Annotated in this window: 22 protein-coding genes and 2 tRNA genes; 17 read left to right on the forward strand and 7 right to left on the reverse strand. The window is 59.7% G+C overall.

Annotation, left to right across the window (positions count from 1 at the left end; translation table 11 throughout):
- Nucleotides 1–28 precede the first annotated feature (28 nt).
- The 3 genes from HNR46_RS10055 to HNR46_RS10065 are packed head-to-tail and all read left to right on the forward strand — an operon-like array spanning nt 29 to nt 2,702.
- The gene (locus tag HNR46_RS10055; RefSeq protein ID WP_184018370.1) at nt 29–592 is read left to right on the forward strand and encodes a DUF1802 family protein; all 564 of its coding nucleotides are present in this window, start codon (nt 29–31) and stop codon (nt 590–592) included.
- Nucleotides 589–1,521 carry an LpxL/LpxP family acyltransferase gene (locus HNR46_RS10060; RefSeq protein ID WP_184018371.1) on the forward strand — a complete coding sequence of 311 codons (933 nt, stop codon included), beginning with the start codon at nt 589–591 and terminating at the stop codon, nt 1,519–1,521. The genes HNR46_RS10055 and HNR46_RS10060 overlap by 4 nt, the downstream gene beginning before the upstream one ends.
- Entirely contained in the window at nt 1,518–2,702 is a 1,185-nt protein-coding gene (locus HNR46_RS10065) for a polysaccharide deacetylase family protein (protein WP_184018372.1), read from the forward strand. Before HNR46_RS10060 ends, HNR46_RS10065 begins: the two co-directional genes overlap by 4 nt.
- 87 nt (nt 2,703–2,789) lie before the next feature.
- Here the strand turns inward: HNR46_RS10065 and HNR46_RS10070 are convergent, their stop codons facing one another.
- The 5 genes from HNR46_RS10070 to HNR46_RS10090 form a co-directional block, all read right to left on the reverse strand.
- On the reverse strand, nt 2,790–4,160 hold the full coding sequence (locus HNR46_RS10070; protein WP_184018374.1) for a sulfatase family protein: 1,371 nt from the start codon (nt 4,158–4,160) through the stop codon (nt 2,790–2,792).
- A 96-nt stretch (nt 4,161–4,256) separates the two neighbouring features.
- Nucleotides 4,257–5,168 (reverse strand): hypothetical protein, encoded by a 912-nt coding sequence (locus tag HNR46_RS10075; RefSeq protein WP_184018376.1) that lies wholly within the window; start codon nt 5,166–5,168, stop codon nt 4,257–4,259.
- Entirely contained in the window at nt 5,165–8,797 is a 3,633-nt protein-coding gene (locus HNR46_RS10080; protein WP_184018378.1) for an arylsulfatase, read from the reverse strand. The genes HNR46_RS10075 and HNR46_RS10080 overlap by 4 nt, the downstream gene beginning before the upstream one ends.
- Before the next feature lie 142 nt (nt 8,798–8,939).
- Complete coding sequence (locus tag HNR46_RS10085) at nt 8,940–9,572, reverse strand: class I SAM-dependent methyltransferase (RefSeq protein ID WP_184018380.1); 633 nt, start codon at nt 9,570–9,572, stop codon at nt 8,940–8,942.
- Nucleotides 9,569–10,360 carry a glycosyltransferase family 2 protein gene (locus HNR46_RS10090; protein ID WP_184018382.1) on the reverse strand — a complete coding sequence of 264 codons (792 nt, stop codon included), beginning with the start codon at nt 10,358–10,360 and terminating at the stop codon, nt 9,569–9,571. Before HNR46_RS10090 ends, HNR46_RS10085 begins: the two co-directional genes overlap by 4 nt.
- Nucleotides 10,361–10,471: 111 nt before the next feature.
- On the opposite strand from HNR46_RS10090, the gene queD reads away from it, so the two are divergent.
- The 3 genes from queD (at nt 10,472) to HNR46_RS10105 (ending at nt 12,989) form a co-directional block, all read left to right on the forward strand.
- The gene (gene queD / locus HNR46_RS10095; RefSeq protein WP_184018383.1) at nt 10,472–10,837 is read left to right on the forward strand and encodes a 6-carboxytetrahydropterin synthase QueD; all 366 of its coding nucleotides are present in this window, start codon (nt 10,472–10,474) and stop codon (nt 10,835–10,837) included.
- 62 nt (nt 10,838–10,899) lie between these two features.
- A complete protein-coding gene (locus tag HNR46_RS10100) occupies nt 10,900–12,078 on the forward strand; it encodes an AI-2E family transporter (RefSeq protein WP_184018385.1) in 1,179 nt (392 codons plus the stop codon).
- Between the two features lie 11 nt (nt 12,079–12,089).
- On the forward strand, nt 12,090–12,989 hold the full coding sequence (locus tag HNR46_RS10105) for a YihY/virulence factor BrkB family protein (RefSeq protein ID WP_184018387.1): 900 nt from the start codon (nt 12,090–12,092) through the stop codon (nt 12,987–12,989).
- Here the strand turns inward: HNR46_RS10105 and HNR46_RS10110 are convergent.
- Together HNR46_RS10110 and HNR46_RS10115 are read right to left on the reverse strand one after the other, a co-directional pair.
- Entirely contained in the window at nt 12,941–13,777 is an 837-nt protein-coding gene (locus HNR46_RS10110; protein ID WP_184018389.1) for an NAD-dependent epimerase/dehydratase family protein, read from the reverse strand. The two genes, HNR46_RS10105 and HNR46_RS10110, sit on opposite strands and share 49 nt — an antisense overlap.
- An 8-nt stretch (nt 13,778–13,785) precedes the next feature.
- Nucleotides 13,786–15,069, reverse strand: a complete 1,284-nt coding sequence (locus HNR46_RS10115; protein WP_221285114.1) for an N-acetylmuramoyl-L-alanine amidase family protein — start codon at nt 15,067–15,069, stop codon at nt 13,786–13,788.
- 85 nt (nt 15,070–15,154) lie between these two features.
- On the opposite strand from HNR46_RS10115, the gene HNR46_RS10120 reads away from it, so the two are divergent.
- The 11 genes from HNR46_RS10120 to rpoB all read left to right on the forward strand — a co-directional run bounded on the left by HNR46_RS10120 (nt 15,155) and on the right by rpoB (nt 25,002).
- On the forward strand, nt 15,155–15,955 hold the full coding sequence (locus HNR46_RS10120) for a TIGR00282 family metallophosphoesterase (protein ID WP_184018393.1): 801 nt from the start codon (nt 15,155–15,157) through the stop codon (nt 15,953–15,955).
- A gap of 220 nt (nt 15,956–16,175) precedes the next feature.
- Nucleotides 16,176–16,250, forward strand: a tRNA-Thr gene (locus tag HNR46_RS10125).
- Nucleotides 16,251–16,293: 43 nt separating this feature from the next.
- Entirely contained in the window at nt 16,294–17,478 is a 1,185-nt protein-coding gene (gene tuf / locus HNR46_RS10130; RefSeq protein ID WP_184018395.1) for an elongation factor Tu, read from the forward strand.
- Nucleotides 17,479–17,602: 124 nt separating this feature from the next.
- Nucleotides 17,603–17,678: transfer RNA gene (locus HNR46_RS10135), tRNA-Trp, on the forward strand.
- Nucleotides 17,679–17,705: 27 nt separating this feature from the next.
- Nucleotides 17,706–17,933 (forward strand): preprotein translocase subunit SecE, encoded by a 228-nt coding sequence (locus tag HNR46_RS10140; RefSeq protein WP_184018396.1) that lies wholly within the window; start codon nt 17,706–17,708, stop codon nt 17,931–17,933.
- 39 nt (nt 17,934–17,972) lie between these two features.
- Nucleotides 17,973–18,542, forward strand: a complete 570-nt coding sequence (gene nusG, locus HNR46_RS10145; RefSeq protein ID WP_184018398.1) for a transcription termination/antitermination protein NusG — start codon at nt 17,973–17,975, stop codon at nt 18,540–18,542.
- 49 nt (nt 18,543–18,591) lie between these two features.
- The gene (rplK, locus tag HNR46_RS10150) at nt 18,592–19,020 is read left to right on the forward strand and encodes a 50S ribosomal protein L11 (RefSeq protein ID WP_184018400.1); all 429 of its coding nucleotides are present in this window, start codon (nt 18,592–18,594) and stop codon (nt 19,018–19,020) included.
- An 85-nt stretch (nt 19,021–19,105) separates the two neighbouring features.
- Complete coding sequence (gene rplA / locus HNR46_RS10155; protein WP_184018402.1) at nt 19,106–19,807, forward strand: 50S ribosomal protein L1; 702 nt, start codon at nt 19,106–19,108, stop codon at nt 19,805–19,807.
- 11 nt (nt 19,808–19,818) lie between these two features.
- On the forward strand, nt 19,819–20,331 hold the full coding sequence (rplJ, locus tag HNR46_RS10160; protein ID WP_184018404.1) for a 50S ribosomal protein L10: 513 nt from the start codon (nt 19,819–19,821) through the stop codon (nt 20,329–20,331).
- 137 nt (nt 20,332–20,468) lie between these two features.
- Nucleotides 20,469–20,846 (forward strand): 50S ribosomal protein L7/L12, encoded by a 378-nt coding sequence (rplL, locus tag HNR46_RS10165; RefSeq protein WP_184018406.1) that lies wholly within the window; start codon nt 20,469–20,471, stop codon nt 20,844–20,846.
- 205 nt (nt 20,847–21,051) lie between these two features.
- Complete coding sequence (gene rpoB, locus HNR46_RS10170; protein WP_184018408.1) at nt 21,052–25,002, forward strand: DNA-directed RNA polymerase subunit beta; 3,951 nt, start codon at nt 21,052–21,054, stop codon at nt 25,000–25,002.
- Nucleotides 25,003–25,004 lie beyond the last annotated feature (2 nt).

Raw genomic sequence — 25,004 nt, forward strand, 5'->3', positions numbered from 1 at the left:
ATCTAGGCGGTCAGCCTAGGTTCCGCGCATGGCAAAGGGTTTTAAGGAATGGCAGGTGGTCTGTGATGCGTTGGCATCGGGCCGCCAGGCGATCATTTTACGGAAGGGTGGGATCCACGAAGGCCGGGAGGGTTTCCGTTTTGCAGAGGAGTCGTTCTTTCTTTTCCCGACTCGATTTCACAATCAATCCGAGTTTGTAAGGGAGGGAGAGGTGAAGGTGGCTCCTGAGTGGGAGGTGGGAGACCGGGTGGAGATTGGTTATCACGTGACGGTGCCGTGGGCGCGGACCTTGACGAACTGGGCAGAGGTGGAGGCGTTGTCTGGGGAGCATATTTGGACGGAGGAGACGGTGCGCCAGCGCTTCGATTGGGAAGGCAAGGGGATGTCGGCCGGGAGCATCCATGTGGCTCTGGTGCGGGTCAGTCGCTTGATGGAGGCGTGGAGCTTTGACTATGAAAAGAAGTACGGCGGTTGCCGGAGTTGGGTGGAGATCCCCGAGCCGCCCGTCGGCTGGGAGGTGGGAAAGGTGCCGGTGATGGACAATGCTGCGTTTGCGGCATTGGAGAGCAAGCTAGAGCGGGCAGTGGCGTGAGGGACGGTGCGCGGTCGCGATGGCGACGGGTGGGGGTCTTTGGTGACCTGCCGACCCGGCTGTTGGCGCACGCCCTGAAATCCCTGCCGTGGTTCTTGGAGCCGGTGCTGTTAGCGGGGTGGACGGCGGTGTTTTTTGGGGTGGCGCGAAGTCAGCGACAGGCGGTGGAAGGCAATCTGGGGGCGATGTTTCCGGGGTGGTCGCGATGGCGAAGGAGTTGGGGCGCTTACCGGGTGTTTTGGAATTTCGCGGCGACGTATGTGGACGCGATGCGGGTGGAGACCGGGACGGGAGCCGTGGATTGGGCCATCGATGGTCTTGCGGATTTCGGTGAGATGGCGAATTCGCGAGAGGGCTGCATCATCCTCACGGCCCACATGGGCAACTACGACATGGCTGCGTCGTTGTTTTCCGGGCAATTTGGTCGGACGGTCTGGGCGGTAAGGGCGCCGGAACGGGAGCCGGAGATGCAGAAAATTCGTGAGGCGGAGTTGCGGCGCAAGGAAGCCCGGCACCCGCAGTTTCGGACCCTTTATAATTTGGGAGGGGAGATGTTGGGGGTGGAGTTGGCGAGGATTTTGAGGGAGGGAGAGGTGGTTGCGATTCAGGGAGACCGGGTCGTATTTGAGGTGTCGGGGATGGATGTGGAAGTGGAGCCGGGATTGATGATGTCCCTGCCTCGAGGGCCCTTGATGTTGGCTCGGATTTCCGGAGCTGCGGTTTATCCGCTATTCATTCTGCGTGATGGCTGGCGGCGCTATCGGGTGAAGGTGTTGCCGCGGTTGGAGTTGCCTCCTCGGGTGCGGGGACGGGAATCGGCCGCGGAACCTTGGGCGCAGGCGGTTTATGAGCAGGTGCGTCGAGATTGGGCGCAATGGGCGGTTTTCGAGCCGATTTTGCGTCGAGATGGAAAGGGAGGCGAAGGGTGAGAAGGCTGCAATCGGAGAGCACACGGGCGGCGACGCCGTTGTTTTGGCGGCTGAGTGGTCCGCGGGAGGATTTTCGTGGTGAGCGAAAATTGCGGGCACAGGGTGAGGGGTTGAATCGCTTGGAGTTTGCAGTGTTGGCAGCGGTGATTCCGGCAGTGGTGGTGGTGGCCGTATTGGATGCGCTGTGGCGTCTCGGCGGGCCGTGGGTGGCATGGGGAGGGGTGTTGCCAGTTAGTGGATTGGCATTGCACGCGGTGGCGGTCCTGCCGGGTGGGGCTCGGCCGGCGGGAGGGTTTTGGAAGGTGGCGATTTTGCTCGGCCTTTGGTCGATCTGGATTCTGTCGCTGCCAGATGGGGGGTGGGTGCGGGGAGTGGCGCTTGCGACGGTGATCTTTCTGAGCCTGCAGGTGGGAGTGGGCTTGGTGGGCGGGGTGTGGAGTCGATTGATGAGAGTGCAGGGATGGGTTGGAGTGGTCGCGCGTTTGCTGGCAGGGGTCCTGGTTCATTTGCCGGCACTGGCGTATGGATGGAAGACGGGAGGGGGGGTGGTGGAGGTGTTGCTCTTTCTCGGCACCGGTTTGCTTTGGGTGTGGGGAACGTTTTTGCCCGGGTCCCAATTATTCGGTCCGACTGCCCGTATGGTGGAGGGGGAAGGGGTGTTGGTAACGGTTGATGACGGCCCGGATCCGGTGGATACGCCGGCTTTGTTGGATCGGCTGGATCAACATGGGGTGAAGGCGGTGTTCTTCGTGATTGGGGAAAAAGTCCGGCAGCACCCGGAGCTCGCGAGGGAGATCGTGGCGAGGGGTCATGAATTGGGGAACCATACGATGACGCACCCCCAGGCGACGATGTGGTGTGCTGGGCCGTGGCGGACGCGGCGGGAAATTGTGGATTGCCAGCGAGCCATTGAAGAGGTGACCGGGCAGCGGCCGAGGTGGTATCGTGCGCCGGTGGGACATCGGAATTATTTCACGCATCCATTTGCCTCCGAGCTGGGGCTAGAGGTCGTGGCTTGGTCGCGACGAGGATTCGATACGGTTGAGCGCGATGTGAGGAAGATCGTCTCGGCGATCACCAGGGAGGTAGGCGATGGCGATGTGCTTTTGCTGCACGAGGCGACGCCGGTGGCGGTGGAGGTGATGGAGGGTGTTTTGGAGCGGGTGGCACCGCGGGCCTAATCATGGAACATCCGCTTCGGCGCACCTGAATGGGGTGGCCGGAGCGGATGCGAATCTTGCGCTCGCAAGGAGTGCGAGCTGTCGGGATTACTCTTTCTCAAGGAGAGTGGGTTTCCCGAAAACGGTGCGCTGGTCCCCTTGATCGTTCATCCATTTCTCCATTTCAGCATGGAAGGTGGCGAGGCGCTCTTTTTGATCGGGGTCGTCGGCGAGGTTGTGCTGTTCAAGCGGATCCCTTTCGAGGTCGTAGAGTTCCTCCTTGGGTCGCTCCTGGTAGCGGCGGACCTTCGTGGCAGCGTCTTCGCGGCGGCTGGCGGCTTTGACCCAGCTGGCCCAGTAGTTCGAGCCGGCTTCTCCCTTTTTGGTGATGTGGGTGGTGAACTTGAACTCGGGGTGGAGGTTGAGAATGTATTTCCAGCGATCCGTGCGAATGCAGCGGGTGGGGTAGACATTGAAGTTTCCATCGCCACTGTGGGTGGCGTAGATGCGATCGCGGTGGGTGGCGGTTTTCCCTTCGAGGACGCCGGTGATGCTTTTTCCATCGATTTTCTCCGGTGGGGTTCCTCCGGCGACGTCCACCAGGGTGGGGAGAACGTCGGTGAGGCAAACCATGGCATTGGTGCGAGTGCCGGCCGTGGTGTGTCCTGGCCAAACGGCAATCATCGGGGTGCGGATGCCATCGTCGTAGAGGGTCCATTTGCCAAACGGCCATTGGGCACCCTGATCGGCAAAATGGAGGAAGAAGAGGTTGTCTCTGAATTTTTTACGAGAGAGGTCGTAGACCTGTCCAAGTTCATCATCCATGCGAGTGATGGCAGCATAGTAGCGAGCTCGGGCTTGGTGCGTGAGCGGGGTGTCGACATGGTTGGCGGGGACTTCGACTTTTTTCGGGTCGTGGCCTTCTGGGGTTTTGGGCCACGGGACGTGGGGCCAGTTGGTGCCGACGAAGAGGCAGAGGGGCTTGTCGCTGTTGCGGTTTTCCAGCCATTTGAGGGCTTCAGGGATGGCGATGTCCTCGTGATAGTTGGTGTGGGCAACGAGATCGAAGCCGTAGTCCTTGGTTTGGTTATAGTGGCCGACTTTGCCGAAGGCGACGACCTCGTAGCCAAGCTCCTGGAGGTAGGCGGGCATTTTCTTGATGTCCTTGCGTGGGGCGGCGTGATTCGGCTCGGCACCATTGTGGACGGGAGTGAGTCCGGTGAGCATGGCGGCCCGGCTGGGCGCGCAGGTGGGGGAAATGGCGAAAGCGCGATCAAAGGTCATCCCAGCGGCAGCGATGCGCGCCATGTGGGGAGTGGCGATGTTGGTGGAGCCGTAGGGTGTGGAATCGGTCGCGGTGTGGTCGTCTGATATGAAGATGACGAGGTTGGGTTTTTTCGAGGTCTCCGCATGGAGGCCGGTGATTCCTATGAGGAAGACGGTGAGAAGAAAGGCACGGTGGATGAGCGGTGGAATCATGTTTTTGGGATTCGTGGGATACGGAGTCGTCGAGGGAGGTCTTTGTGGGAAAAGGGCCACCGGCGGGGGATTCCAGCAGGTGGCCCTGAAGCGGGATCAACGACGGCGGCGCAAAAGCATGGAGGCACTGAGTCCGGCGAGGCCGAGGGCGCTGGGTTCAGGCACGGTCTCGATGGCGAAATTATCGAAGGTGACACTGGTGCCGTCCCGGGCATCGAGGCCGATGTAGTTGGCATCGGTCGAGGCCCAGTTGAAGCTGCCGGTGCCGAGGGAGTTGCCGTCGTAGAAGACTTCGAAGCCGACCTCGGTCCCGGCGTTGAAGTCGGTGAAGGCGGAGAAGACTGCAGTGAGGGTCCCGGTTTTTGCCGAAACGTTGGCAAGGCCAAGGCGGCCGGTGTCCACGGGGCCATCCGATAGAGCATTTCCCGAGGTTCCCCAGATGACGGTGTTGTCGCCCCTTAGGAGCATCCAGAAGGAGGCGATGGAGACATCGGTCACAGCATTCTGGGCGCCGGGGAAGCCGTCCTGAAACTTCTGAGTGGCATTCCAAGAGTCGCCAGCATTGAGGGCATCGGAAAGGGCCATGCCGATGGCAAAGCCGCCACCGAAATCGTTGGAGGTGCCGCCATAGCTGCCGATATCGATGGTGACGGAGAAGCCACCGCGGAGGGAGGTGTCGGTGAAATTGTGGTTGATGAAGGCATTCGACGTGCCGCTTCCGACAGCGAGCTGGAGGGTATTGGAGAGGATGCGAGCGCCTCCTCCGTTGCCCGGGGTGGCGTCCTGAACTCCATAGGTAGGAGCAGCATTGTTGGGGTCGAGCCACGGTTGGGTGTAGACATCGTCGCCGGCGAAGGCGGAGCCAGTGACGTCGACGATTCCGGTGAGCGAGGCGTCGATGTTGCGGTCATCGGCGCGATCGAAGTTGTCAGAAAACAGCACGGCGGCAGAGGCGGAAGGAAGGCCGAGGAGAGCCGTGAGTGCGGCAATGGGGAGGGTTCGATTCATGGGTTGTAGGTATTGGGTTGGATGGAGATCAGAGCGAAGAGCTGGGACTGGCCAGAAACCGATTCGGCGGGGAGTTCGAGCTCGACGGTTTCATAACCGGGAGAGTCCGGAACGGGCTGGGGGCTGGAGACAAGAGTGGCGTCGACGGGGGTCCAGTCGACGAGATCGGTGGAAAGGAGGACCTGATAGTGAACCCCGGCGGCCTGACTGTCGTGGAGCCGGCGGCTTTCGATGCGGAAGCGCGAGGTCCCGGGATCGATAGAGACAAGTCCCAACGGGGTGATTTGCGGGTCGGGTTGAGCTGGGTCACTGCCGATGGCCCATTCGAGAAAATTGGGGCGTCCGTCGTGATCGGGATCGGCATCGGGAGCACTGTCGGTTTCCTGCCAGCCGGCGCTCACCGCATGTTGCACCGAGAGAGCTTCGGCGAGAGGGAGGCGCCGCACGGCGAGGTTATCGATGGCGGCGTAGCCAGAGGCCCTCGCACTGAGACCCAGGTAGTTGGTTTGGTCGAAGTCCCACTGGAAGGAGCGAGAGACGGAATCGGAGTCATCCGGATTGAGGTCCACGAGGCGACCATTGAAGAAGACGGCGACGTCGACTGTGTCGGCAGTGGTGAATCCGCTGAGCGCGAAGCGAGCGGTGAGGGTCCCGGTGGAAGCGCCGAGGGCGACGGTCGAGAGAAGTTGTCCTTTCGACCAAGCCTTGAGGTTGCCGTTGAGATCGAGTTCGAGGAAGAAGTCGGCTTTTCCGATGGGATTGGTGGTGCGGCCACGGAAGCTATCGGCGGCGGAGATGTCGGAGCCGGAAAGGGCTTCTGCTTCACTAAGGCCGACTCCGAAGCCGCAGTATCGATCGGCCGGTTCGGTGTTCTCTGAGTTGAGAGCGGTGATGGTCATTTCCACGCTAAACCCGCCGGCCTCGATGATATCGGCGCCGACGAAATTGTGGAGGATGCCAGTTTCCGCCATGCCGATGCCGGAGGCAATGAGAAGTCGGTGGTCGAGGACCTGAATGGAATCGCTCGTGCCGCTACCTTCGAAGCCTTCGGCGTAGGTGGCGTCGTTGCCGAGCGGCGGAACGCGATGGCCGGCCATGCCATCTGAGGAGGCATCGATATCGTTGTCGGCAGGGCGATTGAAGGTGTCGACGAAGAGGTCTCCCGTCAGCGGGGATGGGGGACGCTGGGCGAGGTCGAGGAGCCGTTGGCTGGGTACGCCGACCCGGGTGGCCCAGGCATTCCAAGCCTCGACCATCGAGCGGACTCGCTGGGGCGAGACCGCGGCGAGGTTGTTGAGTTCGGTGGGGTCGTCGGGGAGGTGATAGAGTTCGAGGAGGTTGGCTGGAGAAGATCCGTCGGTGGACGAAAAGGTTTTGGTGACGAGTTTCCATTCGCCATCGACCCATGCGCGGGTGGATTCGTGTTCGTAGCCCACTTGGCGGGGGAATTCCGATTCGTGGCGGAAGACCGGCAGGAGGCTGCTTCCTTCCGGTTGGACGAGGGGGTGACCGCCATAGGTTTCGGGGAACGTGAGGTTGGTGGCGTCGAGGAGGGTCGCCATGACGTCGATGACGTGACCGTATTGATCCGTCCAGCGGCCGGGGTCGGTGATCCCTTGGGGCCAATGGGCGATGAGAGGGGTGCGGATTCCTCCTTCGTGGGAGTAGCGTTTGTAGTAGCGGAAAGGTGTGTTGCAGACATTTGCCCAGCCGCCGCCGAGCCAGAGGTGATCTTCGACTCCCGCTTGTCCCATCTGAGCGAGGTCGTTTCCGGTAAGTGGGGGATAATTGTTGATACCAAAGGCTTTGCCAAAGACACCCCCTTCGGCGTTGCCGCCGTTGTCGGAGATGATCATGACCAGAGTATTGTCGAGCTGACCGGCCGTGCGCAGGTGTTCGATGACGCGCCCGAGGTTTTCGTCGACCTTTTCAATCATGGCGGCATAGAGGGCCATGCGGCGGACGAGATCGGCCTGACGATCGGAATCGAGGGAAGTCCAGGCAGGAACGGGTTGGTAGGTGGGGTTGTCGTTGTAAGGAGTGTCGCTGAAAGGAGCGTTGAGATAGCTTGAGTCGATCACTCCTTGATCGAGCATGCGCTGGTAGCGCTGGGCGCGGACGGTGTCCCAACCGGCACCATAGGTCTCCATGTAGGTGTCTGCCAGAGCGGCGGGAGCCTGGAGATCGAAGTGAGGAGGATTGAAGGGGAGGTAGAGGAAGAAGTTGGCTCCGTCTTGTTGGGAGAAATGGTGATCGAGGAAGTCGATGGCGTGATCCCCGATGGCGTCGCTTTGGTAGAAAGTGCCGTCCGGATAGTCGTGCTGGGTGATTTCCTCTTCGGCGGAGATGAGGTGGTGGGCGGCTTCATCCCAGTAATCGACTCCGGCCCCGCTGGCGAAGTTACCGAAGCCGAAGACATGCTGGAATCCGCGATCGGTGGTTCGTTCGCCAGGATCGCTGCCATTGTGCCATTTTCCCCCCATGTAGGTGCGGTAGCCGTTGGCGAAGAAGAGTTCCGCCAGGGTGAGGTTGTTGTCGGTGCGAAGATCCGGCAGCGAGGCACCGGGATTTTGGACGACTTGATGGGTGTAAGCCCCGGTCAGCAGGGCGGCTCGTGTCGTGCTGCAACGGGCGGTGTTGTGGAAATTTCGGAAGCGCAGACCATGGGCAGCGAGATCGTCCATGTGGGGGGTGCGGGCTTCGCCACCGTAGCATCCGAGGTCACTCCACCCGGTGTCATCCATGAGAAGGAGGACGACATTGGGGCGAGGGGATGGTGGCGGCGGATCTCCTTCCGGGTCGGTGTATGCCGTGGTGAGGTTGTATTTTTCGGAGAGGTAGTAGCCGACTTTTTGGGTTTCGTTTTCGTCGAGATCTCGGTCGTAGAAGAGGATTTCGGCGATGTGGGCGTCGGCAAATTCGCCCAGTATGCCACTACCTCCGATGAGCCCGGCGCCGATGTGGTAGCCTTCGTCGGCCAGATTGAGAGAGTTGGCGGGGTTGGTGACCGCGGAGGCGACTTTGGGGCGATGGTCGGTGCGCAGGAGGGCTTCATTGTAGGTTTGCCCGGGGCTCATGCGGAAGAGGCCGATGCGCGGTCGGCCGGGTTCAAATCCCGGGCCGAAGAGGCGGTTGCCATCATTGAAGCGGAGACCGGCCTGGGAGATGCTGAGATCACATTTGACGGAGGCCCCCGCGGCTCCATCGGCGGTATTGTTTTTGATGTCGCCGAACGAAAAGCCGGTGGAAATGGCGGTCTTCTGGTTGGTGGCAACGATGAAGACGGTGAATCCTTGGGCGCCTTCGGCTGAAGAGAGTCCGAGGGAACTGGCCGAGCCGAGGGCGGAGGACCCGTCAAAAACCACCGAAGGGTGGCCGGAGAACAGCGGATCGGAGGTGCGGAAGGTGGGAGAACCTGTGCCGAGCCCAAGATGGGCGTCCTGGGCAGGATCTCCGGCGACGTGGCCCACTGCCAAATCGGGCCAGAGGGTGACGGTCGCGCCATCCGCGAGGTCTGGGATTTCGCCGGCGTCAAGGTGGACGCGCAAGCCGTCGGTGACGGGCGGAGAGGCGGCATCGAGTGGCAGGGCGAGCGCGGCCAGCCAGCAAACAAGGAATCGGTCGGTCATGGGTTGGGTTCGACCGCCTGGGTCGTAACTTCCAGTCCTCAGGAGGACGTGAAGTAGGGCGATCGTTCACTCATCCCGCGAGCGATGGATTCGTTCGGAAAAAATGAACCCTGTCGGCGATTCTTTGACCGCCGCGGCCGAGTCACCGTTGAAGGACGATGAGGTGGTTGTTGAACGGAGTGCTGCCCCAAAGGGGAGAAAGGTGGACTTCGCCAAACTCGGCGAGCACGCGACGAAAATCTTCGGCGGTGGGGTAATGGGTGGGGGCCGCCTTCATCCAAAAGGTGCATTTGGCCAGCAGGTCTCCGGCGACGGTGGCTTTGAAGCGCCAGGTTTCGTCGCGGAGACCGGAGCGGATGACGAGTTTTCCGCCGGGGGCGACGCGGGCGGCTGCGAGTCGGAGGAGGGTCTCGATTTCCTCGGGAGTGAAGAATTGGAGGATGTCGAGGATGGTGACGTTCCCGTGATGCTGGGGCAATCCTTGGCGGGCATCGTGGAAATCGAAGCGGAGGTCCTTGAGGCCGCGTTCTTCGGTGAGTCGGCGAGCTTCGTGAATTTTCCGCTGATCGTAGTCGAGGGAGTGGATGGGCACTTCAATGCCCTTCTCGCGGAGATAAAAGGCGAGCAAACCGAGGCCACAGCCGAGATCGAGAAGGGGCAGTGAGCTGGTGCTCAGTTCTCCAAGTACGGCTTGATAGAGAGGATCAGAGCGAAGTTTGGCCGCGATGTATTGGCCGTCCCAATTCCGGCGGATGTGGGTGTAAACGGGATTCATCGATCGTGCGGCGGGCTGAGGTGAAGAAGGGGATTGGACCCGCGGATGATCAACCAAGGGAGGCGGGCCACAAATCCAAAGAACAGGCGGGTATGCATCCAGGTGAGGAGGACATTGTCGCGACAGTAGCGGAATTGGGAAACTCCACCTTCCTCGGTGCTGAGGTAGCGGACGGGGGTGGGGAGGTTGATGATGGGGATTCCTTTCCAGGCGAGGCGAACGGCGACTTCGGGGTCGAAATCAAACCGCCGGGCGAAGGGGGTTTCGGAGAAGACCTCGAGGAGTGGGGCGATCGGATAGACTCGCATGCCGAAGAGGGAGTCATCGATTCCCCAGCCGAGGGTTTCAAGGTTGGCCCAGAAGTTGGAGACTTTGCGGCCATTGACACGCAAGGCCGGTGCCGAGGCATCAAACACCGGGCGGCCAAAGACCGCTGCTTCGGGATGGCGGAGGACGATTTCCGCGAAGGCGGGAACGGCATTCGCAGGATGTTGGCCGTCCGCATCCATGCACAGGGCGTGGGTGAATCCCTGCTTGGAGGCGTGGCGGATGCCTTGGAGGATGGCGTTGCCCTTGCCGGCATTGGGGTGGAGGCGGAGTACCTCCAGCGAAGCGGGGCTGGAATCAGAGCCAGTGAGGTCCTCTAAATCTTGGTCGGAACCATCCGTTGAGCCGTCAATGACCACCAGCACGGGCAATCCCGTGGCGAGGGCCGTGCTGACGGTCTCGCGCAGCAAGGGGCCGGTGTTGAAGGAGGGAATGAGGAGGATGAGGCGGGCGGCGGCCATGGGCGGAAGAGTTTTTAGGGTCGGGCCGAGTCGAGCGACAAGTGTCGAGGGCGGGAGTTGACGGAATCGTGGTTCGACTTGGGCCGGGGGGGCAGGGAAGATCGCGGCATCATGCGTGCACGATTGACGAAGATCTTCCATTTTGAGGCAGCCCATACGCTTCCCACCCTGCCGGACGGGCATCCGTGCCAGCGCATGCACGGCCACAGCTTCAAGGTGGTGGTGCATGTTGAGGGAGAGGTGAATGAGGCGATTGGTTGGGTGTATGACCACAAGGAAATCTCCCGGGCGATGGCTCCGTTGCTGGATCTGCTGGACCATTCCTATCTGAACGATGTGGAGGGTTTGGAGAGTCCGACGATTGAGAGAATCGCCGCCTGGTTTTGGCGGAAACTGGAGCCGTCGTTGCCCGGGCTGAAGGAAATCTGCGTGCATGAAACGCCGAATTCGAGCTGCTCGTTTTACGGGGAGTTCTGATTTCCAAGCCTTGAGGTGGGCTTGGCCTGCGTTTTGCGAAGGGGTTCCGCATGGCATCAACCATGGCGGAACCCGAGCGGGATGCAGATCCAACCGAGGGTGAGAGTTTTGAAGAGAAGCGGTCGCGATTTTGTTCGATCCGGGATTCGGTGAGCGTGATCAGCGTCTCCCAAGTGGGGCTGTTCGTATTGGTGCTGGGCTGGGTGCTGTATCATAGCCGTCCGGTGCTGATGCCGGTGTTGATGGCGCTCTTGGTGTCGCTGGTGTTGAACCCGGTGTATCGGGTGTTCCGAAAGGCGCGGCTGCCGCGGATCCTGGCGTCGGCGCTGACGGTATCGGGCCTAGTGGGATTGTTGGGATTTGGTGCTTATCAATTGGTGGAGCCGGGGGCCCAGTGGATGGAGTCATTGAACCAGGATGTCGTCTCCCGGCGTTTGCAGGAGGTTTTCCGGCCAGTAAAAGAGGTGCAATCTGAGATCGAGCGGATGGCTCATCGGGTGGAATCTGTCACGGCGGGCACGGTGACAGAGGATGCAGAAGGCACGGAGGGTGAGGTGGCGAAGGTGCAAGTTGCACTTCCCAAGGAGGCAGAGGAGGTGAAGGGGCCGGTGATCGTGCAGATTCAAGAAGACCCAGTGGATGCGGTGGTGGCGACGACGCAGGATCTGGGTGTGGGCACGGTGGCGTTTTTGTTTTTGGTGCTGTTCGCGCTGGCCTACGGGAATCGAATCGTTCGGCGCTTGGGGGAGGAGGAGCATGCGGCCGTGATTTTGGAGCGGATGGCGGAGGATGTTTCGCGCTATCTCTTTACGATCACCACGATCAACTTTTGCCTGGGGCTTGGAATCGGATTGGCCATGTGGGGCTTGGGGATGCCGAATCCTGCCTTGTGGGGGGTATTGGGGATGGTCCTGAATTTCATCCCTTATCTTGGGGCGCTGATTGGAACCGGCATGGTCTTTTTGGCGGCAGCGGCGACATTTGATCAAGCCAGTCAGGTGCTGGTGGTGCCTTGCGTCTACTTCGGGTTGACGGCCCTGGAAGGCAATGTGGTGACGCCATTGGTTCTGGGAGGGAGATTTCGCCTGAATCCGCTGGTCGTGTTTTTGTGGGTCTTCTTGTGGGCGGGAGTGTGGGGAGTCGCCGGAATGCTGGTGGCGATGCCGGCGCTGGTGACCTTCAAGATCGTATGCGAGAACATGGCGACGATGGAGGGTTTCCGTCGGGTTCTCACAGCATGACCTTGGATAAGATGATTAGAAAGCGGCTGTTGATGGAGGCTCAGGCTTGGTGGGCGGCATGGAGCAAGTCCGAGGCGGCATTGATGGCGGCGGCGATCGCTTTTTATGCGGCGTTGTCGATTGTGCCGTTGATGTTGTTTTTGCTGTCGGTGGTGGGGGGATTTTTCGAGTTCACCTCAGCCGGCAGCGATGCGAGGGCGGAGGTTCTGGCGGTGGTTTCGCGGCAATTGTCGCCAGAAGTGGGAAATGCGCTGGATCGGGTTCTGGCGGGGCTGCAGGCCTCGGCGACGTCGAAGGGCCCGGTGGCCTTTGGAGGATTTCTGTTGAGCGCCTCGCTTGTGTTTCACCAAATCGATATGGCCTTCTCGCGGATTTGGGATCACCACCCTGCGCCTGCACCGGGCCGGAAGAAATGGCTGCGCAAAATGAGGATCCTGTTGTTGGCCCGGTTGCGTGCGCTCGCGTTGTTGTTTGCCTTGGTGATTTTGGTGGTGGTGGTGTTTGTGGGCGGCCTGGTGATGCGGGGGCTATCGGAAGTGATTCACCGGGTTCTTCCCCAGATGGAGTCGTTTTCGTTTGCCGGGACCTTGGTGATTGGCCTCGGGCTGAATTTTGTGGTGTTCCTTTTGCTCTATCGATTCTTGTCGAAAAAGCGGGTGACGTGGCGATCCTGTGCGATCGGAGCCATCGTTGCGGCGAGTTGTTGGGAAGCGGGCAGCCGACTGCTGGTCGAGTTGTCGGTGGGGAGGAATTACAGCGCGTATGGCATTGTAGGGGCTTTGTTAGTCGTGCAGTTGTGGATTCACTACAACGCCATGATCCTGCTGGGAGGAGCGGTGTTGGTGAAAACTTTGAACGAGCCTCAAAGCGATTCGGCGATCAAAGATGCCGAATCGAGAAAGTCGGGATAGCGTAGTTTCCAGCCAGCTGCCTTCAGTTTGGCATTGGAAACTTGTTTGTGGGTCCAGCCTCTTTTGCGGTTTGGATCTCGGGGAGCCGATTCGGGGAGGGGGCGATCAAAGAGATGGGCGAGGCCTTCGAAGGTCTCCCGCTGACTGCGGGGGTGGGAATCGCTGACATTCCAGATGCCGGGTGCGAGACCTGAAGTGGCGGCAAGGAGGACGGCGGAGGCTGCGTCGTCGCGATGGATTTGATTGAGGATCCGCCGCCCATCCTCCTCGAGGGTGGCTTCGGCCGAGAGGAATTTCTTGAGAATAAAGCTACGGTGTGGGCCGTAGATGCCGGAGAGTCGGAAGACGTAACCGCGGTGGGATAGCACTTGGTCTTCAGCGGCGCGCAGGATCCGACCGGTTTCTCGATCGGGATCTGCGGGGGAGGTCTCGGTGACGAGTGAGCCGTCGGTTTGGGCGTAAACCGAGCTGGATGAGGTGAAGAGAAGGGGAGTTTCTGGAAAGTTTTCGAGGAGGTGGCGAGTTCCGTCGAGGTAGACCGAGCGATATGCATCCGATCCGCCGCGCCCGGAGGAGGCGCAGTGGACGATGAAGTCGGGCTGAGTGAGGGAGAGGGCAATTTCAGCGATGTTGCTGGCCGAACTGAGATCCGCGACCCGTTCCGACAGACCGGACGTGGTGGAAGGGCGGGGGGACTGGGAGAGGGCAGTGACCCGCCACCCCGCCTGAAGGAAATCGCGGGAAATGGCTTGGCCGAGATAGCCGTGACCGCAGAGCAAAAGATGCATGGGCAAAGTCAGGGTCCGGACTCGGGAGCAGGCGGCATCTGGGGGCGGACGCGGCGATAGTGACGGGCCAGGCCATCGGCGACCGCACGGGCGTATTCGTGAAAAATCGATGGTTGGAGTTTGCCGTCGACCTCGCGCTCGCCTTCGTAGTCGCCTGCCTGGATACGGGTGTAGTCTTCGACCGAGTTCATGACGTAGGGCTCGAGGTAGACGACCGGGGCTGCGTAGATTCGATTGGCAAGAAGGTTGCGACCCCAGAGGTAGGGATTGCCGGCGACATTGACGGCACGCGCCGAATTGGTTTCGTAGAGAAAAGGAGGGAGGTCGGTCTGTTCGGTGAAGGCCTCAATGATGCTCAGGCTGGCGGCGGTTTCCTCTGCATGGCTGCCGTCAAGCAAACGGCGGAGAAGATGGAAGCGTTGGTCATCGAGTGCCATTTCCTCGGGGCTGTAGGCCCCATTGACCAGAAGGTGGAGATGGTGTCCTTGGACGAGTGCCGGATTGGCGGGATCTCCCCAGGGCTCGGCGTTGAAGTGCAGGCAAACCACCAAATCAGGTTGCCATTGGCGGATCTTTTCTGCACGGGCCCGAATTTCAGCGGTGCGATAGAAGAGGCGCTCCGCGAGGGTGGTCGGAACTTCCAGAACCGAAGTTCGTGCTTCTTCCAGAAAGGACTCGGGCCGAGAGGAGGTGACAGGTTCGCCGTTGCTCCGAACCAATAAAATTTCCGCGCCGAGGTCTTCCAGCAGCGGCTGCAGGCGGCGGGCGACTTGGAGGGTGAGGTCGCCCTCCGCGACAGGGGTGCCCTCGCCAATGCGAAACCAGCGTTCCTCCATGGGAGCCCATTTGCCGCCGATGTGACCGGGGTCAATGGCGATCCGAACCCCTTCCAGTGGAGAACTCGGGGGGGCGGGTGGGAATTCATGGGCTGCCCGCCACGGACGGGTCGGTGTGGCGGCCCGGCGCGCGAAATGAAGTTGGTAGGGCCGATTGGAGATGCCGGTTTGAATAAGGACGTCGTGCGTCCCGAGAATCAAGTCATCCTGCCAGTCACGGGAACTGCAGTAGACGGTCTCCATCAGCTGGATGAAGGCGTCGCGGGTCATTGTCGATTGCCAGGGATCGAGACTGGACCAATCGGGAGCCGGGGCGAGCTCAGACAAATGAGGCGAAGATTCGCTGACCACCGGAGGAGCAGGCTCAGGAGCTGGGGCTTCCGTTGGGAGAGGCGAAGGAGTGGGTTGGCTCCATTTCCACAGCACGAGGCCAGCCGCGACGGCGCCTGCAAGCATCAGGGGAATGGAAGTTCGGTGGCCCATCCGGGGATTTTACTTGGCGTCGATAGGACGGCGGGGTCGGATGGCACGCAAGCGGAACATGAATTTCCTTCGCATTCTTTTTCTCGGCGACGTGGTGGGTGAACCCGGTCGCAAAGCTGTACTTCATCATCTCCCCGAGTTGAAAAAAGAACTCGGTGTTGGATTCGCGATCGTCAATGGCGAGAATGCCGCGGGCGGGCGAGGGATCACACCTCGATTGAGTATCGAGCTTCTGCGTGCGGGTGCCGCCGTGGTCACAACGGGTGATCACGTTTGGGATCAAAAGGAAATCGTCGATTATTTCCCAACGGAACCGCGCTTGCTGCGCCCCATCAACTATCCGCCGGAAACTCCTGGTGCCGGATCCGTGGTTTTGGAGAGCCCCCAAGGCCCAGTGGCGGTGTTGCAGGGACAGGGCCGAAGTTTCATGCAGCCCGCCTTGGAGAATCCGTTTCTCCTGTTGGAGGCTGAGATCGATCGACTGAGGCAAGATGGGGTGAAAATGATCTTCGTGGATTTTCACGCGGAAACGACCAGTGAGAAGATCGCGATGGGCCGAGCTTTGGATGGGAAAGCCTCCGTGGTGGTGGGAACTCACACGCATGTGCAAACCGCCGATGAACGGATCTTTCCTGGCGGCACCGGCTATTTGACCGATGCAGGGATGTGTGGACCGGAGGATAGTGTTCTGGGGAGGTCGATCGAATCCGTCGTGTGGAGGTTCAAGGCGAGCATGCCCACACGATTCCCAATTGCGGATGGACCCGTGCGATTGTGCGGAGTCATCGCGGATGTGGATCCGGGAAGCGGACGTTGCGTGGCGATCGAGAGATTTCAGCGAACGGTCACTGAAGAATGACCCGCAGAACCCGTTCAATCCCTGTAAAATCAAGGATTTCGAGGTCCTGAGAAGAAACGAATTTTCGTTCCATATTTTTTTTGACAGGGTGATCGGCTCTGTTAACTTCCGCCCCGCTCTTCCGGGGGGGTCACCACGGAAGCCGCTGATCGTCGAATCCTACTGGGTGACGATCGGGGGTGAAGGTGACGATCTCGCTGGGATGGCGAAAAGCCGAGTCGCTTGTGTAGCTCAGGGGTAGAGCACACCCTTGGTAAGGGTGAGGTCGCGGGTTCAATTCCCGCCACAAGCTCCATCGGCCTCCATTTATCAGCAGTCCAACGCGAACCATCACCACCATGGCCAAAGAAGCATTCACGCGCACCAAGCCCCACGTCAACGTCGGGACCATCGGTCACGTTGACCACGGGAAGACCACCCTGACCGCCGCGATCACCAATACGCTTGCCGACAAGGGTTACGCCCAAGCGAAGAAGTACGATGAAATCGACGGTGCTCCGGAAGAAAAGGAGCGCGGTATCACGATCTCGACCGCTCACGTGGAATACGAGACCGACAACCGCCACTATGCGCACGTCGATTGCCCCGGCCACGCCGACTACGTGAAGAACATGATCACCGGTGCTGCCCAAATGGACGGCGCGATCCTGGTGGTTTCTGCCGCCGACGGTCCGATGCCCCAGACTCGTGAGCACATTCTGCTCGCTCGTCAGGTGGGTGTTCCGGCCCTCGTGGTGTTCATGAACAAGGTCGACATGGTGGACGACGAAGAGCTTCTTGAGCTCGTCGAGATGGAAGTGCGCGACCTCCTTTCGACCTATGACTTCCCGGGTGATGACATCCCGATCGTCAAGGGTTCCGCTCTGAAGGCCCTTGAAGGTGATGCCGCCCACAAGGAGAACATCTTCAAGCTCATGGAAGCTGTGGACTCCTACATTCCGGAGCCTGAGCGTCCGATCGATCAGCCTTTCTTGATGCCCGTTGAAGACGTGTTCTCGATCGAAGGTCGTGGCACCGTTTGCACCGGCCGTGTCGAGCGTGGCATCGTCAAGAAGATGGAAGAAGTCGAGATCGTGGGTATTCGCGACACGCAGAAGACCACCGTTACCGACATCGAAATGTTCCGCAAGCTGCTCGACGAAGGTCGCGCCGGTGACAACGTGGGTCTCCTCATCCGTGGTCTCAAGAAGAACGACGTTGAGCGTGGCCAAGTCATCGCCAAGCCCGGTTCGGTGAAGCCTCACAAGAAGTTCAACGCCGAAATCTACGTTCTCTCGAAGGAAGAAGGCGGCCGTCACACCCCGTTCTTCTCGAACTATCGCCCGCAGTTCTACTTCCGGACGACCGACGTGACCGGTTCCATCAAGCTCCCCGAAGGTGTGGAGATGGTGATGCCTGGCGACAACGTGGGTCTCGAAGTTGAGCTCATCACCCCGATCGCCATGGAGAAGACCATGCGCTTCGCGATTCGCGAAGGTGGTCGCACCGTGGGTGCCGGTCGTGTGGGTGAAATCCTTGACTAATACCCCTTCAAGGTTTCAGGGTCTCTGCCCCGCGCAGGGAATCTGATTCCAGATCTTACGGGGCACCTTGGATCCAACTTCCGGGGTGCCCCGGCATCGCCTCAGTTCAACAGCATTTTTCAACACGGCAGTAGCTCAATTGGTAGAGCATCGGTCTCCAAAACCGAGGGTTGGGGGTTCAAGTCCCTCCTGCCGTGCCACTTTTCAACGTTCCCACTTCGATTTCCATGTTTTCCAAGATTTCCCGATTCCTTGGTGAAGTGAAGAACGAGCTTCGCAAGGCCAGCTGGCCTTGGGAGTCCGATCCAAAGATCAAGGGCTTCAAGAAGTATAAGGAACTTGTGGATTCCACTGTGGTCGTGCTCATCGCGACCGTTCTTCTGGCCGGATTTGTCTCTCTCTGGGACATCATCCACACCCAGGTGATTTTCTTTCTGACCTCTCTCGGCCGCTGATTTCTTCGCGCCGGGATTTTCCATTTTTCTATTTTTCTCATGCCCATCATTCCTCCAGCCGAAAAGCAATGGTATGTGGTTCACGTTCTCTCCGGTCAGGAGCAGAAAGTGCGCGACCGCATCCTGCGTCAGGCCGAGGCGGAAGAGCTCGGCGATTGCATTTTCGAGGTGCTGGTGCCGATGGAAATGGTCTCTGAGGTCCGCAAGGGCAAGAAGACCGAGACGAAGAAGAAATTCTTCCCCGGCTATATCATCGTGAACATGAACCTCCTCACGGAGGACAACCAGCTCGTCGAGAAGACCTGGTACTTCATTAAGGAGATGGAAGGGGTGATTGGCTTCGCCGGCACCAAGGACCGCCCGATTCCGATGCGCCAGCGTGAGGTGGACGCCGTGCTCTCCCAAATCAAGGAGCGTGAGGAAAGTGCCCGGCCCGCGATCTCGTTCGAAGTCGGTGACACCGTCAAAGTGGCGGACGGTCCGTTCGAAAGCCAGAGCGGTGTGGTCGAAGAAATCGACCTCGAGAAGGGCAAGCTCCGCGTCTCTGTGACCATTTTCGGCCGTGCCACACCGGTCGAGCTTGAGTTCTGGCAGGTCGAGAAAGCCTAATTTTCCGCCGATTCCCATTTTCCAAGAACCAGCATAACCCCGCAGCATCATGGCCAAGGAAGTTGTCAAAGTCATCAAGCTCCAGATCAAGGCTGGAGCCGCCAATCCGTCGCCGCCCGTCGGTCCCGCCCTTGGTCAAGCCGGGGTGAACATCATGGGCTTCTGTAAGGAGTTCAACGCCGCCACTCAAAGCCAGGCAGGCGAAGTTCTCCCGGTGATCATCTCGGTCTACAAGGACAAGAGCTTCACCTTCATCACCAAGAAGCCCCCGGCAGCCAACCTTCTCAAGAAGGTCGCAGGCATCGCCTCGGGTTCCGGTGAGCCGAACAAGAAGAAGATCGGTAAGATCTCCAAGGAAAAGCTCATGGAGGTCGTCGAAATCAAGATGCCCGATCTGAACACCAATGACCCGGAGCGCGCCGCACGCATTCTTGCCGGCACCGCTCGCCAAATGGGTCTCGAAATCGAAGGAATGTGATCCTTTTCGGCTCCGCCTCGGCGGGGCCCTCAACCGCAGGAGGACTTCGCGTCCGTGAAGCCCGTCCGCACTGCAAACCACCACCATGTCCAAACACCGCAGCAAGCGCTACAAAAAGGCCGCCGCCCTCGTTGAGGCCGGTAAGTCCTATGGTCTCGCCGACGCTGTCGGCACCGTGAAGAAATTCCCGGCGCCGAAGTTCGATCCGACCGTGACCGTTTCCTTCCACCTCGGCGTGGATCCTCGTAAGTCCGACCAAATGGTCCGTGGCTCCGTTTCCTTGCCTCACGGCACGGGTAAGAATGTCCGCGTGGCCGTTTTCGCCGCGGGTGCCGCCGCTGAGGCAGCCACCGCCGCTGGCGCTGAATTCGTCGGTTTCGAAGAACTGATCAAGAAGGTTCAAGGAGGATTCACCGACTTTGACGTCGCCATTGCCACTCCTGAGGCGATGACCGAAGTTCGTAAGATCGCCCGGGTGCTGGGTCCCCGTGGCTTGATGCCGAACCCGAAGACGGGCACCGTGACCGACGACACCGCGAAGGCGGTTGCGGAAGTCAAGGCCGGCCGGATCGATTACAAGCTTGATAAGAACGGCAATGTCGCTGGCTCCATCGGCAAGACCTCGTTTTCCGAAAGTGCCCTTCTCGAAAACGCCCAAGCGTTCATCGACAGCGTCCTGCGTGCGAAGCCTGCTTCCGCCAAGGGCAACTACGTCCAAAGCGTGACGATCGCCGCCGCGATGTGCCCTGGCGTGCCGATCGAGTCCTCCGTTTACACCAAGAACTGAGCCCACCCGCTATGAATCCCGATAAGAAAATCATCATCGACGAACTGCTCGAGCGGGTGAACTCTTCGCCCTTCGTGCTGGTGGTGGAATACACCGGCATGACGGTGACTCAGTTCTCCGAGCTGCGCAATCGTCTCTCCAATAGTGGTGCTGAGTGCCACGTGGCCAAGAACACCTACATGAAGAAGGCCCTTGCGGAAGCAGGGTTGCCGGACACGGGCGACGCCCTGGTCGGTCAGACGGCCTTCATCACCGGTGACTCCGACGTCGCTGCTGCCGCGAAGGTGCTCAAGACCTTTGAAAAGGAATTCCAGAAGCCAGCCATCAAGCTGGGCATCCTCGACGGAGCGATCCTCGACGAAGCTCAGGTCAAGGCGATTGCGGAACTTCCTTCCCGCGAAGTCATGCTCGCGACCTTGCTCGCCACGATCAATGCTCCGGCTTCCCAGTTGGTGCGCACGATCAACGAGCCGGCCGCTTCGCTGGCCCGCGTCATCCAAGCAAAATTCAACCCAGAGGGTTAAATCGAAACAATCTGAACGGACGGCGTCGCCTCTCCAGGCGGCGCCCGAATACACAATGGTTCCTCGTCGGACCCGCAGCTGCGGGCTGAAAGGGTGGGAGGCTTCCTACCGCGACGATACCGCAAAGGAGAAATACAATGGCTGATATCGCTGCAATTGCTGAAGAACTGGGCAAGCTCACCGTCTTGGAAGCTGCCGAACTCGTGAAGAAACTGGAAGAAGAGTGGGGCGTTTCCGCCGCTGCTCCGGTTGCCGTCGCCGCTGCTGGCCCGGCTGCCCCTGCTGAAGCCGCTGAGGAGAAGACCGAATTCAACGTGGTCCTCACCGATGCAGGTGGCAACAAGATCGCCGTCATTAAGGCAGTGCGTGAAGTGGTTCCTGGCCTCGGTCTTGCCGATGCCAAGAAGCTCGTCGAAAGCACCCCTGCGACTCTCGTCGAAGGTGCTGCCAAGGACGCTGCCGAAACCGCCAAGAAGAAACTCGAAGAGGCTGGCGCCAAGATCGAGCTCAAGTAAGACTTTCGGTTTTCAACGAAATCCGGAGTCGCCCTGCGCGGCTCCGGATTTCCCGGCTCCGGAACCGACGGGAAAAGTCCAAGTCCCCACCCCCGCGACTTTTCCCGCCGATCCCGGATTCCCGCTCCAAATCCTGATCTCCATTTCCGCCCGGCCGTGCCCTCGGCCCGGGCTTTAACCGCACCCCGCAAACACTACAGACATCATGGCCAGCCGTCTCCATTTCGGGAAAATCGAGGAAGTGATCGATGCGCCGAACCTGATCGAGGTTCAGAGTCGCTCCTACGAAGATTTCCTCGCCAAAGACATCCCCCCCGGTGACCGGGGCGATAGTGGGCTTCAAGCCGTATTTCGCGAGGTGTTTCCCATCAAGAGCTACGACGAAGCGATCGAGCTCGATTTCGACTCCTATGACATCGAGGAACCGAAGATCACCTCTTTGGAAGCCTTGCGCACGGGCGAAAGCTTTTCGGCCGCTCTCTATGTCAACTTCAAGCTGAAGGACGAAACCGGCGTCAAAAAGGAACGCGTTTACATGGGTGAACTGCCCATGATGACCCGCCGTGGCACGTTCATCATCAACGGTGCCGAGCGGGTGATCGTTTCCCAGTTGCACCGGTCGCCGGGCATCTGCTTCGAAACGTCCCAGCACTTGAATGGCAAGACGCTGCACAGCTTCCGCATCATTCCCGATCGGGGTTCCTGGTTGGAAGTGCAGTTCGACACCAACGATCTGCTTTACGTCTATCTGGACCGCCGTCGCCGTCGGCGGAAGTTCCTTGCGACGACGTTCTTGCGGGCTCTCGGATTCCCGACCGACCGCGACATCGTTTCGAACTTCTACAAGACCGAGAAGCTCAAGCTGAAGGACGATCTCGACGAGCAAGAGCTGGGTCACAAGGTTCCCTTCGAGGACATTCTCGATGGGGAGCTGGTGGTGGCGAAGGCCTACGAACCGCTCACCCTCGGCATCGTCAAGCAACTCATCGCCCTTGGAAACAAGGAGGTGGAGGTGATCGACGGACGTGAGGATGAAATCCTTCTGAAGTCGCTCCGCAAGGATCCGGCTCACGACGAAGAAAGCGCCCTGAAGGACATCTATCGCAAGCTGCGCCCTGGCGATCCGCCGACCGCCGCGAATGCCCGCGCACTTCTCAAGCGATTGTTCTTCGATCCGAAGAAGTACGACCTGACCCGCGTTGGCCGATACAAGATCAACAGCAAGCTTGAGATCGGCATCGATTCCGATGAGCGCATCATGGTGTCGGAGGATTTCCTGGCCGCCACGAAATATCTTCTCCGCCTCAAGAAGGGCGAAGGGGTGATCGACGATATCGACCACTTGGGTTCCCGTCGCGTTCGTGCCGTCGGCGAGCTTCTTGCCAACCAGTGCCGCGTGGGCCTTGCCCGTACCGAGCGTTTGGTCAAAGAGCGGATGACTCTGTTCGATGTGAACATCGAGGGCATGACCCCGCAGAAGCTGATCAACCCGAAGGCCCTTTCGGCCGTCGTGCGTGATTTCTTCGGTCGGTCCCAGCTTTCTCAGTTCATGGACCAAACCAACCCGTTGGCTGAGTTGACGCACAAGCGCCGCCTCTCCGCCCTCGGTCCTGGTGGTCTCAATCGGGATCGTGCCGGCTTCGAAGTCCGGGACGTTCACCCGTCTCACTACGGACGGATCTGCCCGATTGAAACTCCGGAAGGTCCCAACATTGGTCTCATCAACTCGATGTGCACCTATGCGCGGATCAACGAGTTCGGCTTTATTGAAACGCCTTACCGTCGCGTGCGCGATGGCAAGGTGACCAATGACATCGAGTATCTCACTGCTGACCAAGAGGAGAAGTTCCTCATCGCCCAGGCCAACAACCCGATCGACAAGACTGGGAAGTTCCTCAACGAAAAGGTGACTGCCCGGGAAGCTGGCGGTGAGTTCATTGAAGTGGATCCCTCAACGGTCGACTACATGGACGTTTCGCCGAAGCAGTTGGTTTCGGTGGCAGCCGGTTTGATTCCGTTCCTTGAGCACGACGATGCCAACCGTGCGCTCATGGGATCGAACATGCAGCGCCAAGGTGTGCCGCTTCTTGTGTCCGAGTCGCCGCTGGTCGGCACCGGACTGGAAGGGAAGACGGCCCGTGACTCGCGTGCCGTGGTGGTGGCCGAGGCTGATGGTATCATTGCTGCCGCGACTGCTGAAATCATCGTCACCACGGAGGACGGTAAGTTGCCCGTTTCTGATGAGAAGTTCCTGTCGGATCCCGAAACGGTGAAGACGAACGTCAAGAAGGGCATCTATGCCTACCCGCTGCGCAAGTTCATGCGCTCGAACGCCGGCACCTGCATCAACCAGAAGCCGATCGTCAAGGCTGGCACCAAGATCAAGAAGGGCGATGTGCTCGCGGACGGCCCGAACACCGAAGAAGGGGAATTGGCCCTCGGTCGCAACGTGCTCGTCGCGTTCATGCCGTGGAACGGTTACAACTTCGAGGATGCCATCGTGATCTCCGAGCGCGTGGTGAAGGAAGATATCTACACTTCCATTCACATCTCTGAGTTTGAGGTGGCCGCCCGCGATACCAAGTTGGGTCCGGAAGAAATCACCCGAGACATTCCGAACGTGGGTGAGGAAGCATTGCGCAACCTCGACCATGACGGGATCATCCGCATCGGTGCGGAGGTGAAGCCCGGGGATATCCTCATTGGTAAGATCACTCCGAAGTCCGAAACCGAGCTGGCCCCGGAAGAGCGACTGCTGCGCGCCATCTTCGGTGAAAAGGCTGCCGATGTGAAAGACACCTCGCTGCGCGTCCCTTCGGGCTGCACCGGGATCGTCCAAGACATCCGCGTTTCGTCTCACGGCACCGCTCGCAAGCGCGCCGAAAAGGTGGATCCGACCGAGCTCAAGAAGCAGCTCAAGAAGATCAACGACGAACACAAAAAGAAGGCGGACAAGCTGACCGATGACCTCACCGAGAAGCTTTCCGACATTCTGCTCGGGGAGAAGATTCCTCTGGATGTCGTCAATGCGCAGACCGGGGAAATCATCATCCCGGCGAACCGCAAGATCACCAAAACGCTGCTGCGCAAGCTGGCTGCGGTCCACGATCACATCGAAATCGATCCTTCGCCGATCCGGAACAAAATCCTGGAGATCATCGGGTCCTTTGAAGGTCGCTTTGCCGAACTCGACAACGAGCGCGAGCGCAAGCTCGACCAACTTGAAGCCGGGGACGATGTCGATCCGGGTGTCATCAAGGAGGTCAAGGTGTTCATCGCCGCCAAGCGCAAGCTTTCGGTGGGGGACAAAATGGCCGGCCGCCACGGAAACAAGGGGGTCGTTGCTACCATCGTTCCTGAAGAGGATATGCCGTTCCTTGAGGATGGAACTCCCGTCGATATCTGCCTCAACCCGCTGGGCGTGCCTTCACGGATGAACGTCGGTCAGGTGTTGGAAACTCACCTCGGTGTCGCCGCCAAGGCTCTCGGCTTCAAGGTGGCCACTCCGATTTTCGACGGCATTCCGGAAGCCAAGATCTGGGAGTTCATGTCCGAGGCCAAGAAGGTCGATGGCGTGAACATCATCGGTGATGGCAGCCAGAAGTCCCGCGAGCGGAAGAAGGGCGAACCGGAAGGTCGTGGCTTCACCTGGATCGGTGACGGCAAGGACGGAACCACGGGAGGTAAATCGACCCTCTACGACGGCCGTACTGGCGAGGCGTTCCACCAACCCGTCGTGGTCGGCTACATCTACATGCTGAAGCTCGGTCACTTGGTTGCCGACAAGATCCACGCCCGTGCTGTGGGTCCCTACTCGCTCGTCACCCAGCAACCGCTCGGGGGTAAGGCGCAGTATGGTGGTCAGCGTTTCGGGGAAATGGAAGTGTGGGCGCTCGAAGCATACGGCGCTGCCTACACCCTCCAGGAGCTGCTCACGGTCAAATCTGACGACGTGCAGGGCCGAACCCGAATCTACGAAGCCATCGTCAAGGGCGACAACAACCTCGAGGCGGGAACGCCCGAGTCGTTCAACGTTCTCATCAAGGAAATGCAATCCCTCGGCCTGGACGTGCGTCCTGGCAAGCGGGGTTCGGAGCTCGGCGCTGTCGGAACAGAAGCTGCCGATGACTTCAACCTCGACGACCTCACCCTCTGATC

This window comes from Haloferula luteola, from assembly GCF_014201715.1.
In the GTDB taxonomy this organism is placed as follows: Bacteria; Verrucomicrobiota; Verrucomicrobiia; order Verrucomicrobiales; family Akkermansiaceae; genus Haloferula; species Haloferula luteola.